Source organism: Actinomadura rubteroloni (assembly GCF_002911665.1).
Lineage (GTDB): Bacteria > Actinomycetota > Actinomycetes > Streptosporangiales > Streptosporangiaceae > Spirillospora > Spirillospora rubteroloni.
In genome coordinates this window covers 110204-124499 of record NZ_MTBP01000004.1, presented here as the reverse complement: position 1 = coordinate 124499, position 14296 = coordinate 110204, and the positions used below count along the sequence as shown (strand labels likewise).

Genomic DNA, 14296 nt, shown 5'->3' with positions numbered 1-14296 from the left:
GGCATGACGCGCGTAAACGGCTTCAGCGGCGTCCGGACGACCCCGCGGTGGCGCGTCCCGACGGCGCCCGGCGGGTGAAGAGGCTGAGGCTGACCCCGCCGAACTTCCACGGCCCGGCGCGGACGAAGCGGCGGTCGGCGCGCAGGGCCGCCAGGTTGCGGACGGCCGTGGGCGTCCGGTAGCGGTGGCCCGGCGGGGGCGCCTCGACGACCCAGACGCGCGACCGGGAGCCGAGCGCGGCCCGGAACCGGGCGGGCGGCCGGTCGTTCCCGTGGTCGAGGAACGGGGCCGCGTCGAGCCGGGCGAAGGCGTCGGCGTAGACGGTCACGAACGCTTTCCGCTCGGCGGGGACGTAGAGCACGGCGTCCCCGGGCCGGGACCGGCCGCGCAGGACGGCGGCGAGCGCGCGGAGGTCGTCCGGGCGGCTGCCGGGCTCGCGCTGGGCGAGTTGGGCGGGGAGAACGGCCACTGCGAGGCCCGCGATGACGACGGCCGCCGCGATCATGGCCCGTCCGGCGAGGAGCCGTTCGGTCAGCGCCGCCAGCCCCGCACCGGCCAGCAGGGCGAACGCGCACACGCAGTACAGGACGTAGCGCTCGTGGTAGACGGGGTGGACCTGCGAGATCGTCCACGCCGCCGCGAACGGCACGACCAGCCACGGGACGGCCAGGGCTCCGGCGTTGCGGCGGTCGCCGGTCGATAGCCGCACCGCGCCCGCCATGACCAGGAGCATCAGGACGAGCAGGACGACACGTCCGCCGCCCGTCACCGCCAGCCCGAAGTCGTAGCCCGCACCGAAGCCGGGGCGACGCAGCCAAGCCACCTGCGTGCCCTCCTGCGTCCGGGCGACGAGCGCGAGGGGCAGGACGGCCGTCACCGCGCCCGCGGCGGCGAGCCCCCAGGCGGCGAGATGGCGACCCCGCCGCGCCGGGTGCCGCCAGGCGAGCGCGGTGACGGCGTGCGCCGGGAGCAGGAAGAGGGCGTACAGGTGGAGCCAGCCGAGCAGGCCCAACGACGCGGCGTAGGCGGCGTACCGCCCGGCCTTGGCGTCCGGCCGGTCCAGGGCGCGGAGCAACAGGAAGGAGGCGAGGACGGCACCGGCGCTGACCAGCGCGTACTGACGCGTCTCCTGCGCGTACCGGCTCGTGATCGGCAGCAGGCCGTACAGCAGGCCCCCGTAGAGGCCCGCCCGCGCCGAGTGGAGGCGCCGGCCGATGGCGGCGATCCCGGCCGCCGCCAGCGCCGCGCCGACCGCCGAGGGCGCCCGGGTGACCGCCTCGCCGCCGCCGAACTCCGTCACGAGATGGACGAGCAGGTAGTAGAGCACGTGGACGGCGTCGACGTGCGCGGTGAACGCGCGGATCCCGGCCAACCCGGACCGTCCGACCACGACGCTGACGGACTCGTCCCGCCAGTAGGTGGGCGTACCGATCCGCCACATACCGACGCCGAACGCGACGGCGCCGGCCACCGCCGGGACCAGCCGGCCGCCGCGGGCGGCGGCGACCCGCTCGCCGGTGGTCGACGTCATGCCTTCCTCCCCGTTCGCGGCGTCCGCCCGATGATCACGCCGAGAGTAGGGGCGGCGGGACGCGGAACGGGCCGTCCCCGCCCCGCGCGCTCACGTGTTCACGCGGCGTCGGCCGCCTGTTCAACTCCCGGCGAGGCGGGCGCGGCGGGTCTCCAGGAACGTCCGCTCGGTGGCGTTGGTGGCCAGGGCGATCGCCTCGTCGTAGGCCGCGACGGCGTCGGCGGTGCGGCCGAGACGGGCGAGCAGGTCGGCGCGGGCGGCGGGCAGCAGGTGGTAGCCCGGCAGGTCGAGGTCCTCGATGGCCGCCAGCGCCGCCGCCGGGCCGTGGACCTCGGCGACGGCGACCGCGCGGTTCAGCGCCACGACCGGGGTCGGGACGTGGTGGAGGAGCTGGTCGTAGAGTGCGAGGACCTGCGTCCAGTCGGTGGCCGTCCCGTCGGTGTGGACGGCGTTGATCGCGGCCTGCAACTGGTACGGCCCCGGCTGGCCCCGCCGCAGGCAGCGGCGCACCAGTTCGTGGCCCTCGGCGATGAGGGCGCGGTCCCAGAGCGAGCGGTCCTGTTCGCCGAGGACGACCAGGTCGCCGTCCGGGCCGACGCGGGCGGGACGGCGCGCCTCGGTGAGCAGGAGCAGGGCCAGCAGGCCGATGACCTCGGGCTCGTCGGGCATCAGGTCGGCGAGCGCGCGGGCGAGGCGGACGGCCTCGCGGCACAGGTCCGTCCGGACCAGCTCGCCCGACGTGGCCGTGTAGCCCTCGTTGAACACCAGGTAGAGGACGGTCAGCACGGGCGGCAGCCGGTCGGGGAGTTCGGCGGCGCCCGGCACCCGGTACGGGATCCCGGCGTCGCGGATCTTCTTCTTCGCCCGGACGATCCGCTGCGCGACCGTCGCCTCCGGCACCAGGTAGGCCCGCGCGATCTCGGCCGTCTCCAGCCCGCCGAGCAGCCGCAGCGTGAGCGCGGCCTGCGCGGACGGCGCCAGCGCCGGGTGGCAGCAGGTGAAGATCATGCGGAGCTGGTCGTCGCGCACCGGTCCCACGTCCTCGGGTTCGTCGGGTTGCTGGAGCAGGAGGGCCTGCGCGTGGCGGGCCTCGCGGGTGGACTCGCGGCGCAGCCGGTCGATCGCGCGGTTGCGGGCGGTGGTGACGATCCACGCGCCGGGGTTGGGCGGCGGCTCGTCCCATTTCTCCAGGGCGGTGGCGAACGCGTCCTGGACCGCTTCCTCGGCGAGCCCGATGTCGCCGAGGAAGCGCGTCAGCGTCGCGACGCACCGGCCGTACTCGGCCCGGAAGACGCCGTCCAGCTCCATGCGCGCTAGACCCACTGCGCGTCTTCGAAGGGGCGGACCTCGATCGCCGCCCCGCAGGCCAGCGCGCACTTCTCCGCCCAGGCCAGCGCCTGGTCGAGGTCGTCGCAGCGGATCACCCAGAACCCGCCGAGCTGTTCCTTGGTCTCGGCGAACGGGCCGTCGGTCATCGTGACCGCGCCGCCGGCGGGCCGGACGACCGTCGAGGCGTGCGAGGGCAGCAGCCCGCCGAGGAACACCCACGTCCCGGCCATCTCCTCGTTGACCTTGGCCACCTGCGCTCGCTGCGCCTCCATCTCCCCCTCGGACCACTCGGTGGTCTCGTCGAACTGGACGGCGAGCAGATACGTCTTCATCTCGTTTCTCCTTCGGGTCAGGCGGACAGGCGGCGGGCGACGGCCGGGATCACGATCGCGGCGGCGACCAGGTGGGTGAGCATGAGCAGCGCCTTGGTGCTCGCGGACGCGTCCGCCAGCACGTCCGGCACGAGCGACAGGACGGTGAGCGCGACCGTGGTGCGGACGAACACCGCGCGCGGCCGGCGGACGGTGCGCGCCAGCACCAGCGCGAGCGCCAGGCCGATCACCGAGAAGACGGCGGTCAGCATCGCGAAGCCGGGCACCGGGATCGGCTTGCCGCCGATCTCCAGGCTGATCCCGGCGGCCGAGCCCACCGCCGCGACGACGGCGGTCGCGACGGACGCGGCGGCCGTGGCGGCGAGGCCGCCGAGGACCAGGGACTTGGCGGGGGCGGCGGTGAGGGTGGTGACGGACATGGTGTGCCTCCGGCGGGTGCGGCGACCGGGCCTTCCCGGTCTCTCACCCTTGCTACGAACGGGCTCGACGCCGATCGACATCATCGCCGAAAAACTTTCCGAAGATCTTCGGCGGCCAACGCCGCTGGTCAGTCCATCACGTCCGGGGTGGCACTCTGGGGGCGTGGACAACGGCGACGATCTCGACCTCATCCGCGCCCGGACGACCGAGCGCCTGGAGAAGGCGATGGGCACGTTCGGCACGGCCGCCCTCGCGAGCATGGAGGACCAGCTCCCCTGGTTCCGGCGGATGCCCGCCGACCAGCGGTCCTGGATCGGCCTGGTCGCGCAGGCCGGGATCGCCGCGTTCGTGGAGTACTTCAAGAACGGCGAGCAGACGCGGCCCGCCATCGCGGGCGAGGTGTTCGGCACCGCGCCCCGCGAACTGCTCCGGTCGATCAAGCTGCGCCACACGATCGACATGGTCCGCGTGATCATCGACGTGGTGGAGACCCGGCTGGACGACCTCGCGGCCCCCGGCGGCGCCGCCCAGCTCCGCGAGGCGATCCTGCGCTACACCCGCGACGTCGCGTTCGGCGCCGCCCAGGTCTACGCGCAGGCCGCCGAGACCCGTGCGGCCTGGGACGCCCGGCTCGAAGCGCTCGTCGTCAACGCCGTGCTGCGCGGCGAGGTGGACGACGGGATGCACTCGTGGGCGGCGGCGCTCGGCTGGACGTCCAAGCCCGTCACGGTCGTCGCCGGGCAGACCCCCGAGGACGAGGACCCCGAGGTCACCATCGACCAGATGCAGCTCGCCGCCCGCCGCGCCCGGGTGGACGTCCTCGCCGGGGTGCAGGGCCGCCGGGTCGTGGTGATCGTCGGCGGCGCGGCCGACCCGATGAGCGCCGCCAAGATCATCTCGGCGAAGTGCGGGCCCGGGCCGGTCGTCGTCGGGCCGTCGGTCGCCGATCTCTACGAGTCCACGCTGTCGGCGCGGGCCGCGATGGCGGGGCTGCGGGCGGCGGCGGGGTGGCCGGACGCGCCGCGTCCCGTCCACGCCCACGACCTGCTGCCCGAGCGCGCCCTCGACGGCGACGACGCCGCCCGCGCCTATCTCGTGGACGAGGTCTACACGCCGATGCTCTCCGCCGGAGCCCCCCTCCTGGACACGCTGACGACCTACCTGGAGCAGGGGTCGTCGCTGGAGGCGACGGCGCGGCTGTTGTTCGTCCACCCCAATACCGTCCGGTACCGCCTGCGCCGGGTGACCGAGCTGACGGGCCTCGCCCCCGCCGACGGGCGCAACGCGTTCACGCTGCGCATCGCGCTCGTCCTCGGCCGGTTCGGCGCCCGGACGGCCTGACGCGGGCGTCCCCGCAGGTCGGCCGCGCGGACGGAAACTGTAGGGGTTGTACAAACCCGCGTGACGAAACTTCGTGGGCGGCGGCATCGGCACCGGGGCGGTGCACAGGGGAGGGTTGTCGCTGTGATCCTCCTCGCCGCGCCCGGACAGGGCGCCCAGACCCCCGGATTCCTGACCCCCTGGCTGGAAGTCCCCGGCGTCGCCGACCGCCTCGGCTGGTGGTCGGCCGTGACGGGGCTGGACCTGGTCCGGTACGGCACCGAGGCCGACGCCGAGGAGATCCGCGACACCGCCGTCGCGCAGCCGCTGCTGGTCAGCGCCGCGCTGGCCGCGTTCGAGACCCTGTACGACGGCTCCGACCGTCCGGACGCCGTCGCCGGGCACAGCGTGGGCGAACTGGCCGCCGCCGCCGTCGCGGGGGTGCTGTCGCCCGAGGCGGCGCTGGTGCTCGTCCGCGAGCGCGGCCGGGCGATGGCCGACGCCGCCGCCGTCACCGAGACCGGCATGACGGCCGTGCTCGGCGGCGACCCCGATGACGTCCTGGCCGTGCTCGACCGGCACGGGCTGACCCCCGCGAACGTCAACGCGGCCGGGCAGGTCGTCGCCGCCGGGACGCTGCTCCAGCTCCAGGCGCTCGCCGACGACCCGCCCGCCAAGGCGCGGCTGCGCAAGCTGTCCGTCGCCGGAGCGTTCCACACCGAGCACATGGCCCCGGCCGTCGCGACGCTGCGGCGCCTCGCGCCCGGCGTCCGCGTCGCGGACCCGGCGATCACGCTGCTGTCCAACCGGGACGGCGCGGCCGTCGCGTCCGGCCGCGAGTACCTCACCCGGCTCGCCGAGCAGGTCAGCGCGCCCGTCCGGTGGGACGCGTGCATGGCCACGATGCGCGACCTCGGCGTCACCGCGATCATCGAGCTGCCGCCCGCCGGGACGCTCGTCGGCATCGCCAAGCGGGAGCTGAAGGGCGTCGAGACGCTCGCCCTCAAGACCCCCGCCGACCTGGCGCAGGCCCGCGAGCTGATCAAGGCGCACACGGCATGACCGGCGGCCTGAGGACCAACGCCCTGGTGCCCGGCTCGCAGGTGCTCGGGTTCGGCGACTACCAGCCCGCCCGGATCGTCACCAACGACGAGCTGGCGGAGACCGTCGACACCGACGACGCCTGGATCCGCAGCCGCGTCGGCATCGTGGAGCGCCGCATCGCCGCCCCGGACGAGACGATCATCGACATGGGCGTCCACGCCGGCGGCAAGGCCATCGCCGCCAGCGGCCTCACGCCCGGCGACATCGACCTCGTCATCGTCGCGACCTGCTCGGCCGAGTCGCCGATGCCCGCGCACGCCGCGAGCATCGCGCACCGCCTCGGCATCGCCGCCCCCGGCGCCTACGACCTCAACGCCGCCTGCGCGGGCTTCTGCTACGCGCTCGCGTCCGCCGACGCGGCCGTCCGCACCGGGACGGCCCGCAACGTCCTCGTCATCGGCGCCGAGAAGATGTCGCAGTGGCTCGACTGGACCGACCGGTCGACCTGCATCATCTTCGCCGACGGCGCGGGCGCTGCGGTCGTCGGCGCCGCCGCCGAACCCGGCGTCGGGCCGGTGGCGTGGGGCAGCGACGGCGGCCAGGCCGACAAGATCACGATCACCGGGCGGGCCGGGAGCATCCGGCAGGAGGGCCAGGCGGTCTTCCGCTGGGCCACCACCGCCGTCGCGCCCGTCGCGCTCGCCGCCTGCGAACGCGCCGGGGTGCGGCCCGAGGACCTCGCCGCGCTCGTCCCGCACCAGGCCAACCTGCGGATCATCGAGGCCATCGCGCGGCGGGTCGGGGCGGTGAACGCCGTGGTGGCCGACGACATCGTCCACTCGGGAAATACCTCGGGAGCGTCGATTCCGATCGCGCTTTCGCACATGCTCGAACGCGGCGACGTCCCGTCCGGCGCCCCGGCCCTCCTGGTCGGGTTCGGCGCCGGGCTGGCCTACGCTGCCCAAGTCATCCAGATCCCGTAGGCCGACTTTCGCCTGCGCAACCCACTAAAGGAGAACCGATGGCAATCGCCACCGAACAGGACATCCTGGACGGCCTCGCCGAGATCATCGACGAGATCGTCGGCATCGACAAGTCCGAGGTCACCCCGGAGAAGAACTTCATCGAGGACCTGGACATCGACTCGCTGTCGATGGTAGAGATCGCGGTTGCCGCGCAGGACCAGTTCGGCGTCGAGATCCCCGACGACGAGCTGCGCAACCTGAAGACGGTCAAGGACGTCATCAACTTCGTCCAGAACCTGCAGCAGCAGGGCTGAGCGACGCGGGAGCGCGCCGCCGGTCCCCCGGGCACGCGGCCCGGCGGCGCACCCTCTCTCCCCCCCCAGTTTGCGAGGAGCACTGAACTATGAGCAAAAGCCCGACCACCGTCGTCGTGACCGGCCTCGGCGCGACAACACCGCTCGGCGGCGACGTCCCGTCGACCTGGTCTGCGCTGCTCGCCGGTGAATCCGGGGTGCGCAATCTGGACTGGGAGGGCGTCGAGGAACTGCCCGTGCGGTTCGCGGCGCAACTCGCCGTGGACCCCGCCGAGAGCATCCCGCGCGCTCAGCTCCGCCGCCTGGACCGCAGCCAGGCCATCGCGCTGATCGCCGCGCGGGAGGCCTGGCAGCACGCCGGGTTCGCGCCGCCGGTGAAGCGCGCCAAGTCCGGCAAGGCCGCCGAGGCCGAGCCGGGCGACGGCTTCGTCGTGGACGGCGACCGGCTCGGCGTCGTCGTCTCCAGCGGCATCGGCGGCCTGCACACGGCCCTGAACAGCTACGACGTGTACAAGGAGAAGGGCTGGACGCGCGTCTCGCCCTTCACCGTCCCGATGCTGATGCCGAACGGCGCGTCCGGGCACGTCGGCATCGAGTTCGGCGCCACCGCCGGGTCGCACGCGCTCGTCAGCGCCTGCGCGTCCAGCGGCGAGGCCGTCGGCTACGCCATCGACATGATCCGCGCCGGCCGCGCCGACGTCGTGATCTGCGGCGGCACCGAATCGTGCATCCACCCGCTGCAGATGGCGTCGTTCGGGTCGATGCGCGCCATGTCCACCCGCAACGACGAGCCGCAGCGCGCGTCGCGGCCCTACGACAAGAACCGCGACGGCTTCGTCCTCGGCGAGGGCGCCGCCGTCATGATCCTTGAGTCGGAGGAGCACGCGCGGGCGCGCGGCGCCACGGTCCACGCCGTCGCGGCGGGCTGCGGCTACTCCAACGACGCCTACGACATCGTCCTGCCCGACCCGAGCGGCAGCGGGCAGGCCAAGGCCATGCTCCGCGCGCTCGACGACGCGGGGCTCCGCCCGGAGGACATCGTGCACGTCAACGCGCACGCCACGTCCACCCCGGCGGGCGACGTCGCCGAACTGGCCTCGATCCGGGCCGCGCTCGGGCCCGTCGCCGAGAAGCTGACCGTCACCGCGACCAAGTCCATGACCGGGCACCTGCTCGGCGGGGCCGGGGCGCTGGAGTCGGTGATCACGATCCTGTCGCTGCGGGAGGGGATCGTCCCGCCCACGGCGAACCTGGAGGACATGGACGACGAGGTCGACCTGGACATCGTGTGCGGCGAGCCGCGGACGATCCCGGCCGGCCCCGCCGCGGCACTCAACAACTCGTTCGGTTTCGGCGGCCACAACGTGTCGGTCGCCTTCCGTCGCGCCGTCTGACGCGGGGTCCCGCTCCGCCGCGGCCCTTTGAAGGAGCAGCTATGACCGTTCTCGACAACCGGGTCGTCCCGGACGAACCGGCGTCCGACCCCCGGCACCCCCGGGTCCGGCTCTCCGTGCTCTTCGACGAGGCGACGTTCCTGCCCCTGAGCGACGAGGACGACGGCAGCGGCGCCCTCGCCGGCGTCGGCCGGGTCGAGGGCCTGCCGGTCGTGGCGTTCGCGTCCGACCCGCGCATCCAGGGCGGCGCGATGGGGGCGGCGGGCTGCGCGGCGATCGTCGCGGCCTACGACCACGCCGTCCGGGAACGGCTGCCGATCGTCGGGCTCTGGCACTCGGGCGGCGCGCGGCTGGCCGAGGGCGTGGAGTCGCTGCACGCGGTCGGGCAGGTGTTCGCGGCGATGACGCGGGCGTCGGGGATCGTCCCGCAGATCTCGGTGGTGCTCGGTGCGGCGGCGGGCGGGGCGGCCTACGGGCCCGCGCTCACCGACGTCGTGGTGCTGTCGGAGAGCGGCAAGATCTTCGTGACGGGGCCGGACGTGGTGCGCTCGGTCACCGGCGAGGACATCGACATGGCGTCCCTCGGCGGCCCCGAACCGCACTCGCGGAAGTCCGGCGTGGTGCACGTGGTGGCGCGCGACGACGCCGAGGCCATCGCGCGGGGCCGGCGGCTGGCGGTGCTGCTCGGGCACCAGGGCCGGGTGCACCTTTCGTCCGTGGAGGAAAGGGATTTCTCGGGCCTTTTGCCGGAGAGTGCGCGGCGTGCTTACAGCGTCCATCCGCTGGTGCACGGAATCGTGGACGACGCGGCCGATGATTATGTCGAGCTGCACCCCAAGTGGGCCCCGAACATCGTGACGGCCCTCGGGCGCCTCGGCGGCCGGACGGTCGGCGTCATCGCGAACAACCCGCTGCGCCTCGGCGGCTGCCTGGACTCGACGTCCGCCGAGAAGGCCGCCCGGTTCGTCCGGATGTGCGATGCGTTCGGCGTGCCGCTCGTCGTTCTGGTCGACGTGCCCGGCTACCTGCCCGGCGTGGGCCAGGAGCACGAGGGCGTGGTGCGGCGGGGCGCCAAACTGCTGCACGCGTTCGCGGCGGCGACCGTCCCGCGCGTGACCCTGGTGACCCGCAAGGCCTACGGCGGCGCCTACATCGCGATGAACTCCCGCTCGCTCGGCGCCACCCGCGTCTTCGCCTGGCCGACCGCCGAACTGGCCGTCATGGGCGCCCTGGCGGCGGTGCGCGTCCTGCACCGCCGCAAGATCGCGGCCGTGCCCGAGGCGGACCGTCCGGCGCTCGAAGCCGAACTCGCCGCCGAGCACGAGAAGATCGCCGGCGGCCTCGACCGCGCCCGCGCCCTCGGCGTCGTGGACGAGGTCATCACCCCGGCCACGACCCGCCACGCCCTCGCCCGCGCGATCGCCGAGGCGATCCCCGCCCGCGGCGCCCACGGCAACATCCCGCTGTAACCGGACCCGAGGCCCGGCCGCCCCCGTCCAGGGGCCGCCGGGCCTTTCGCGTCAGACGGCGGCGTGGAGCCAGCGGACGGGGGCGCCGTCGCCCGCGCGGCGGAAGGGCTCCAGTTCGTTGTCCCAGGGGGTGCCGAGCAGGCGGTCCAGCTCGCTCTCCAAGGTCGTCTTGCCGAGGGCGGCGCCGGCCATGACCGAGCGCAGGCGGTCCTCGGGGATCATGATGTCGCCGTTGGCGCCGATGACGCCGGTGAAGACGCCGAGGGACGGCGTGAAGCTGTAGCGGACCCCGTCGCAGCCCGGCGTGGGGTCCTCCGTGCACTCGAAGCGCGCGAGTTTCCAGTTGCGCAGGGCCGAGGTGATCCCGGCGGCGGTGCCCGGCTTCCCCTCCCAGTGCAGTTCGGCGCGCAGAGTCCCGGGGGCGGCGGGCTGGTCGGCCCACTCAAGGGACACGGGCACGCCGAGGACACCTGCGGCGGCCCACTCGATGTGCGGGCTCAGCGCAGGTGGCGCGGAGTGGACGTAGAAAACGCCACGTGCGGTCACCGGACCTCCTGGATCTGTACCGAGGCTCGTCTTCCCCTACGGCCTCGTTCGCACCACGGGCGGCGTCCGCGTTGCTCATTCTGCATCATCGGCACGGGTCGCACCACTGCGCGAGCCCTGTTTGCCGAACCCTTGCCGCCTTCTTCCGATCCGCGTGGCGTCATTCCGCCCGGCCAACCGGCATGTTCGTAGATATCCCCATTTCCAAATGACGATCATGGTGAAAAGCACCGCGCCGACGCGGGAGCCGTAAGGGCGGCCTCCAGGCCATTGCCCTGCGCCCGGTACCCATCCGGCCGGATTCCAATCATCGAGACTCGGCCACGACCCGGCCGCGACTCGATAACCGCCCCGTGCGCGTCGTGTGCCCGTCCGGCTACCGTCGGCGACCGGCGGGAACGACGGGGGGAACCGCGTGAGGGAACTCGTGCTCCGCGCGCGCGACGGCGACGCGGCGGCGTGGACGGCGCTCGTGGAGCGCCACACCGAGACGCTGTGGGCGGTGGCGCGCTCGTGGCGGCTCAGCGACGCCGACTGCGCGGACGTCGTCCAGATCACCTGGCTGCGGCTGGTCGAACGGCTCGACACGATCCGGGAACCCGAGGCCGTCGGCGCCTGGCTCGTCGTCACCGCGCGCCGCGAAGCCGGCCGCACGGCCCGCGAGCGCGGCCACGAGCCGCTCGGCGCGGCCTCGGCGGCGCTCCCGCCCCCGGACGACGTCGTCGCCGGACGCGAACAGGTCTGCGCCGTCGGGACGGCCCTGCGGGGCCTCCCCCGCCGCTGCCGGGACCTCCTGCGCCTCGCCGCCCTCGTCCCCCGCCAGGCCGAACTGGCGGCGGCGCTGGACATCCCCGTCGGCGGAGTCGGCCCGACCCGCGCCCGCTGCCTGCAACAACTGCGACGAAAGCTGGTCTCGTGACCGACGACGAGCTGGTGGCGGCCGTCGTCCGCGCGTTCCGGGCGACGGATCCCGTGCCGGACGGCGTTCTCGACGCCTCGCGGGCCGCGTTCGGACGGCGGACGGCGGGGGCCGTCGTCGCCGCCGAGGTCCCGGCCGCGGAGCCCGTGGGCGTGCGCGGGGACGGGGTGCGGCGGGTGGCGTTCGCGGCGGCGGACGCGGCGGTCGAGATGGAGGTCGCGGGACGGGAGGTGACCGGGCGGCTGCGGCCCGCGGCGTCCGTCCCGGTGGTCGTGCGGCGCGCGGGCGGCGAGACAGAGCGGACGCGGACGGACGCGGCGGGCCGGTTCGCCTTCCCCGATCTCGCGCGCGGCCCGCTCAGCCTCACGTTCGAGCTGGCCGCCGCGACGGTCGTCACGAGCTGGATCCGGGTCTGATGGAGACCCGGCCCGGCGCGGCCCCGGACGCCTACGCGGCGGCGTTGCTCCGCATCGACCTGATGGACGTCCTCGCGGCGCGCGGGGACGCGGCGGGGGCGCTGGCGGAGGCGGAGCTGGCGCGTCCGGTCGTGACGGGCGCGGACGCCGACCGGCTCGACGCGGCGGTCGCCCGCGCCCTCGCCCACGCCGGACGGCTCCCCGAGGCGACCGGCCTCGCGATGGACACGCTGCGGCGGCTGCGGCGCGGCGGCGACCCGGTGACGCGCGTGGACCTGCTGTCCGCGCTCGGCACCGCGCAGGCGCTGCGCGGGTCGGCCGGGTGCGCGCGGGCGGCGCTGGCCGAGGCGGTCGCGACGGCGGCGGACGCGGGGCTCGCGGCCCGCGCCGCGGCGGCCCGCGCCGATCTCGCGCTCGCCGCCGCGCGCTGCGGCGACCTGCCGGACGCGCTGGCGCTGTTCGCCGCCGCCGAGCCCGGCCTGTCCGGGGAGCGGCTGGCGCGGTGCCGGCTCGGCCGCGCCGAGACGCTGCTGCGGGCCGGGCTGCCCGCCGAGGCGCGGGCGCTGCTGGCCCGCACGCTGGCCGCGGCCGAGTCCGGCGGGCACCGCGCCGCCGTCGCCGACGGCCTGCTGCTGCTCGGGCACGCCGAACTGGCCGACGGCGCCCCGGACGCGGCGGCGGGCACGGCCGAGCGCGCTCGCGCGGCGTTCGCGGCGCAGGGCCGGACGGGCTGGACGCGGCCCGCCGAGCACCTGCTGCTCCGCGCCCGGTACGCGGCGGGCGACCGGTCGCCGCTGCTGCTGGCGACCGCGCGGGCCGTCGCGGCACGCCTGGACGCGGGCGGCTGGACGACCGCCGCCGCGCAGGCCCGCGTGATCGCCGCGCGGGTCGCGCTGCGCCTCGGGCGTCCGGACGCCGTGCCGCGCGGGGTGCCGGTGCGGGTGGGTCCGGCGGCGCTGCGGGCGGCGTCCTGGCACCTGGTCGCGCTGGAGCGGTGCGGGCGCGGGGACGCGGCGGGCGCGCGGGAGGCCGTCCGGGCGGGCCTGCGGATCCTCGCCGCGCACGCCGACGCGCTCGGCGCCCACGAGCCGCGCGCCCACACGGCCGGGACGGGCGCGGACCTGGCGGCGCTCGGGCTCGAACTGGCCGGGACGGCGGCGGACCTGCTGGCCGGCGAGGAGCGGCGGCGGGCGCTGGCGCGGCGCCCGGTGGCGGTGCGCCCGCCGCGCGACCCGGCGCGGGCGGCGGCGCTGGCCGAGATCCGGACGCTCAGCGCCCGCCAGGCCGCCGCGACCGCCGAGACCGCCGCGTGCCCGATCCTGGAACGGCGCCTGCTGCGTCTGGAGGCAGCCTTGCGGGCGGGCGCGCTGCGGCGGACTCCCGAGCGGACGCCCGCTCCGCCCTCATTGCGCGCATTGTCCGCCGCGCTGGACGGACGGGTGCTGGTCGAACTCGTCCGGATCGGCGACGGGCTGCACGCGGTGACCGTCCGGGACGGGCGCGCACGCCGCCACGTCCTCGGCCCCTACGCGGCGGCGGCCCGGGACGCGGCCCTGCTCCGGACGGCCGTCGACCACGCCGACGCGCCGCCCCCGTCCGCGCTGCTGGCGCCGCTGCGCGACGTGCTGGGGGACCGGGAACTCGTCCTCGCCCCGACGGGCGCGCTGCACGGCCTCCCGTGGGCGGCGCTGCCCGAACTGGCCGGACGTCCCTTCACCGTGGCGCCGTCGGCGGCGGCCTGGCTGCGCGCCCACCGCGTCGCCCGCCGCGCCGGACGGACCGTCCTCGCGGCAGGCCCCGGCCTCGACCACGCCGAGGACGAGATCACCCGCGTCGCAGCCGCCTATCCGGACGCCGAACGCCTGACCGGCGCGACGGCTCGGGCCGAGGCGGTCCGCGACGCGCTGGACGGCGCCGCCGTCGCCCATGTGGCCGCGCACGGCAGGTTCCGCCCCGGCAACCCGCTGTTCTCCGCCCTGCGGATGGCCGACGGCCCCCTGCTCGCCCACGACCTGGAGGACATCGCGTCCGTCCCGCCGCTCGTCGTCCTGTCCGCGTGCGACGCGGGCCGCTCGACGGGCGGCGAAGCGGTCCTCGGCCTGCCCGGCGTCCTGCTGGCCCTCGGCGCCCGGACCGTCATCGCCCCGGTCACCCGCGTGGCCGACGCCGAGTCCCCGGCGTTCATGGCCGCCCTGCACCGGGCTCTGGCGGCCGGAACCCCGCCCGCCTGGGCGCTGGCCAGGGCACCGGCGACGCCGGGCACAGCGGGCTTCCTCTGCTTCGGCGCGGGCTGAACC

14 protein-coding genes are annotated in these 14296 nt (G+C 75.6%); 9 read left to right on the top strand and 5 right to left on the bottom strand.

What is annotated here, in order from left to right; genetic code table 11:
- Positions 1 to 22: 22 nt before the first annotated feature.
- The 4 genes from BTM25_RS24830 to BTM25_RS24815 all read right to left on the bottom strand — a co-directional run bounded on the left by BTM25_RS24830 (position 23) and on the right by BTM25_RS24815 (position 3611).
- Positions 23 to 1531 carry a glycosyltransferase family 39 protein gene (locus tag BTM25_RS24830; protein WP_103565444.1) on the bottom strand — a complete coding sequence of 503 codons (1509 nt, stop codon included), beginning with the start codon at positions 1529 to 1531 and terminating at the stop codon, positions 23 to 25.
- Between the two features lie 120 nt (positions 1532 to 1651).
- Positions 1652 to 2854, bottom strand: a complete 1203-nt coding sequence (locus tag BTM25_RS24825; protein WP_235828636.1) for an RNA polymerase sigma factor — start codon at positions 2852 to 2854, stop codon at positions 1652 to 1654.
- Positions 2845 to 3192, bottom strand: coding sequence for a YciI family protein (locus BTM25_RS24820; protein ID WP_103565442.1), 348 nt, complete (start codon positions 3190 to 3192; stop codon positions 2845 to 2847). Before BTM25_RS24820 ends, BTM25_RS24825 begins: the two co-directional genes overlap by 10 nt.
- Before the next feature lie 17 nt (positions 3193 to 3209).
- Positions 3210 to 3611: a DUF6069 family protein gene (locus BTM25_RS24815; RefSeq protein WP_103565441.1), complete on the bottom strand. Its 402-nt coding sequence runs from the start codon at positions 3609 to 3611 to the stop codon at positions 3210 to 3212.
- Between the two features lie 226 nt (positions 3612 to 3837).
- On the opposite strand from BTM25_RS24815, the gene BTM25_RS24810 reads away from it, so the two are divergent.
- From BTM25_RS24810 to BTM25_RS24785, 6 genes are all read left to right on the top strand, one after another.
- On the top strand, positions 3838 to 4953 hold the full coding sequence (locus BTM25_RS24810; RefSeq protein ID WP_407923411.1) for a PucR family transcriptional regulator: 1116 nt from the start codon (positions 3838 to 3840) through the stop codon (positions 4951 to 4953).
- A 123-nt stretch (positions 4954 to 5076) separates the two neighbouring features.
- Positions 5077 to 5994: an ACP S-malonyltransferase gene (locus BTM25_RS24805; protein ID WP_103565439.1), complete on the top strand. Its 918-nt coding sequence runs from the start codon at positions 5077 to 5079 to the stop codon at positions 5992 to 5994.
- Positions 5991 to 6959, top strand: a complete 969-nt coding sequence (locus tag BTM25_RS24800; RefSeq protein ID WP_205648260.1) for a beta-ketoacyl-ACP synthase III — start codon at positions 5991 to 5993, stop codon at positions 6957 to 6959. The genes BTM25_RS24805 and BTM25_RS24800 overlap by 4 nt, the downstream gene beginning before the upstream one ends.
- 38 nt (positions 6960 to 6997) lie before the next feature.
- On the top strand, positions 6998 to 7255 hold the full coding sequence (locus BTM25_RS24795) for an acyl carrier protein (RefSeq protein ID WP_103565438.1): 258 nt from the start codon (positions 6998 to 7000) through the stop codon (positions 7253 to 7255).
- Positions 7256 to 7344: 89 nt separating this feature from the next.
- Complete coding sequence (locus tag BTM25_RS24790) at positions 7345 to 8649, top strand: beta-ketoacyl-[acyl-carrier-protein] synthase family protein (RefSeq protein ID WP_103565437.1); 1305 nt, start codon at positions 7345 to 7347, stop codon at positions 8647 to 8649.
- Between the two features lie 41 nt (positions 8650 to 8690).
- Positions 8691 to 10118, top strand: a complete 1428-nt coding sequence (locus BTM25_RS24785) for an acyl-CoA carboxylase subunit beta (RefSeq protein ID WP_103565436.1) — start codon at positions 8691 to 8693, stop codon at positions 10116 to 10118.
- A 51-nt stretch (positions 10119 to 10169) separates the two neighbouring features.
- Here the strand turns inward: BTM25_RS24785 and BTM25_RS24780 are convergent, their stop codons facing one another.
- Complete coding sequence (locus BTM25_RS24780; protein ID WP_103565435.1) at positions 10170 to 10664, bottom strand: DUF3145 domain-containing protein; 495 nt, start codon at positions 10662 to 10664, stop codon at positions 10170 to 10172.
- A gap of 415 nt (positions 10665 to 11079) precedes the next feature.
- Here BTM25_RS24780 and BTM25_RS24775 point away from each other — a divergent pair, with 415 nt between their 5' ends.
- Genes BTM25_RS24775 through BTM25_RS24765 form a run of 3 tightly spaced genes read left to right on the top strand, consistent with a single transcriptional unit; the run spans position 11080 to position 14293 of the window.
- Complete coding sequence (locus BTM25_RS24775) at positions 11080 to 11583, top strand: RNA polymerase sigma factor (protein WP_103565434.1); 504 nt, start codon at positions 11080 to 11082, stop codon at positions 11581 to 11583.
- Positions 11580 to 11999, top strand: coding sequence for a peptidase associated/transthyretin-like domain-containing protein (locus tag BTM25_RS24770; protein ID WP_103565433.1), 420 nt, complete (start codon positions 11580 to 11582; stop codon positions 11997 to 11999). Before BTM25_RS24775 ends, BTM25_RS24770 begins: the two co-directional genes overlap by 4 nt.
- Positions 11999 to 14293 carry a CHAT domain-containing protein gene (locus BTM25_RS24765; protein WP_103565432.1) on the top strand — a complete coding sequence of 765 codons (2295 nt, stop codon included), beginning with the start codon at positions 11999 to 12001 and terminating at the stop codon, positions 14291 to 14293. The genes BTM25_RS24770 and BTM25_RS24765 overlap by 1 nt, the downstream gene beginning before the upstream one ends.
- Positions 14294 to 14296: the final 3 nt, after the last annotated feature.

Coding starts and splice junctions, on each gene's coding strand:
- BTM25_RS24830 (WP_103565444.1), bottom strand. CDS start 1,531: ATGACGTCGACCACCGGCGAGCGGGTCGCCGCCGCCCGCGGCGGCCGG.
- BTM25_RS24820 (WP_103565442.1), bottom strand. CDS start 3,192: ATGAAGACGTATCTGCTCGCCGTCCAGTTCGACGAGACCACCGAGTGG.
- BTM25_RS24815 (WP_103565441.1), bottom strand. CDS start 3,611: ATGTCCGTCACCACCCTCACCGCCGCCCCCGCCAAGTCCCTGGTCCTC.
- BTM25_RS24810 (WP_407923411.1), top strand. CDS start 3,838: ATGGGCACGTTCGGCACGGCCGCCCTCGCGAGCATGGAGGACCAGCTC.
- BTM25_RS24800 (WP_205648260.1), top strand. CDS start 5,991: ATGACCGGCGGCCTGAGGACCAACGCCCTGGTGCCCGGCTCGCAGGTG.
- BTM25_RS24795 (WP_103565438.1), top strand. CDS start 6,998: ATGGCAATCGCCACCGAACAGGACATCCTGGACGGCCTCGCCGAGATC.
- BTM25_RS24790 (WP_103565437.1), top strand. CDS start 7,345: ATGAGCAAAAGCCCGACCACCGTCGTCGTGACCGGCCTCGGCGCGACA.
- BTM25_RS24785 (WP_103565436.1), top strand. CDS start 8,691: ATGACCGTTCTCGACAACCGGGTCGTCCCGGACGAACCGGCGTCCGAC.
- BTM25_RS24765 (WP_103565432.1), top strand. CDS start 11,999: ATGGAGACCCGGCCCGGCGCGGCCCCGGACGCCTACGCGGCGGCGTTG.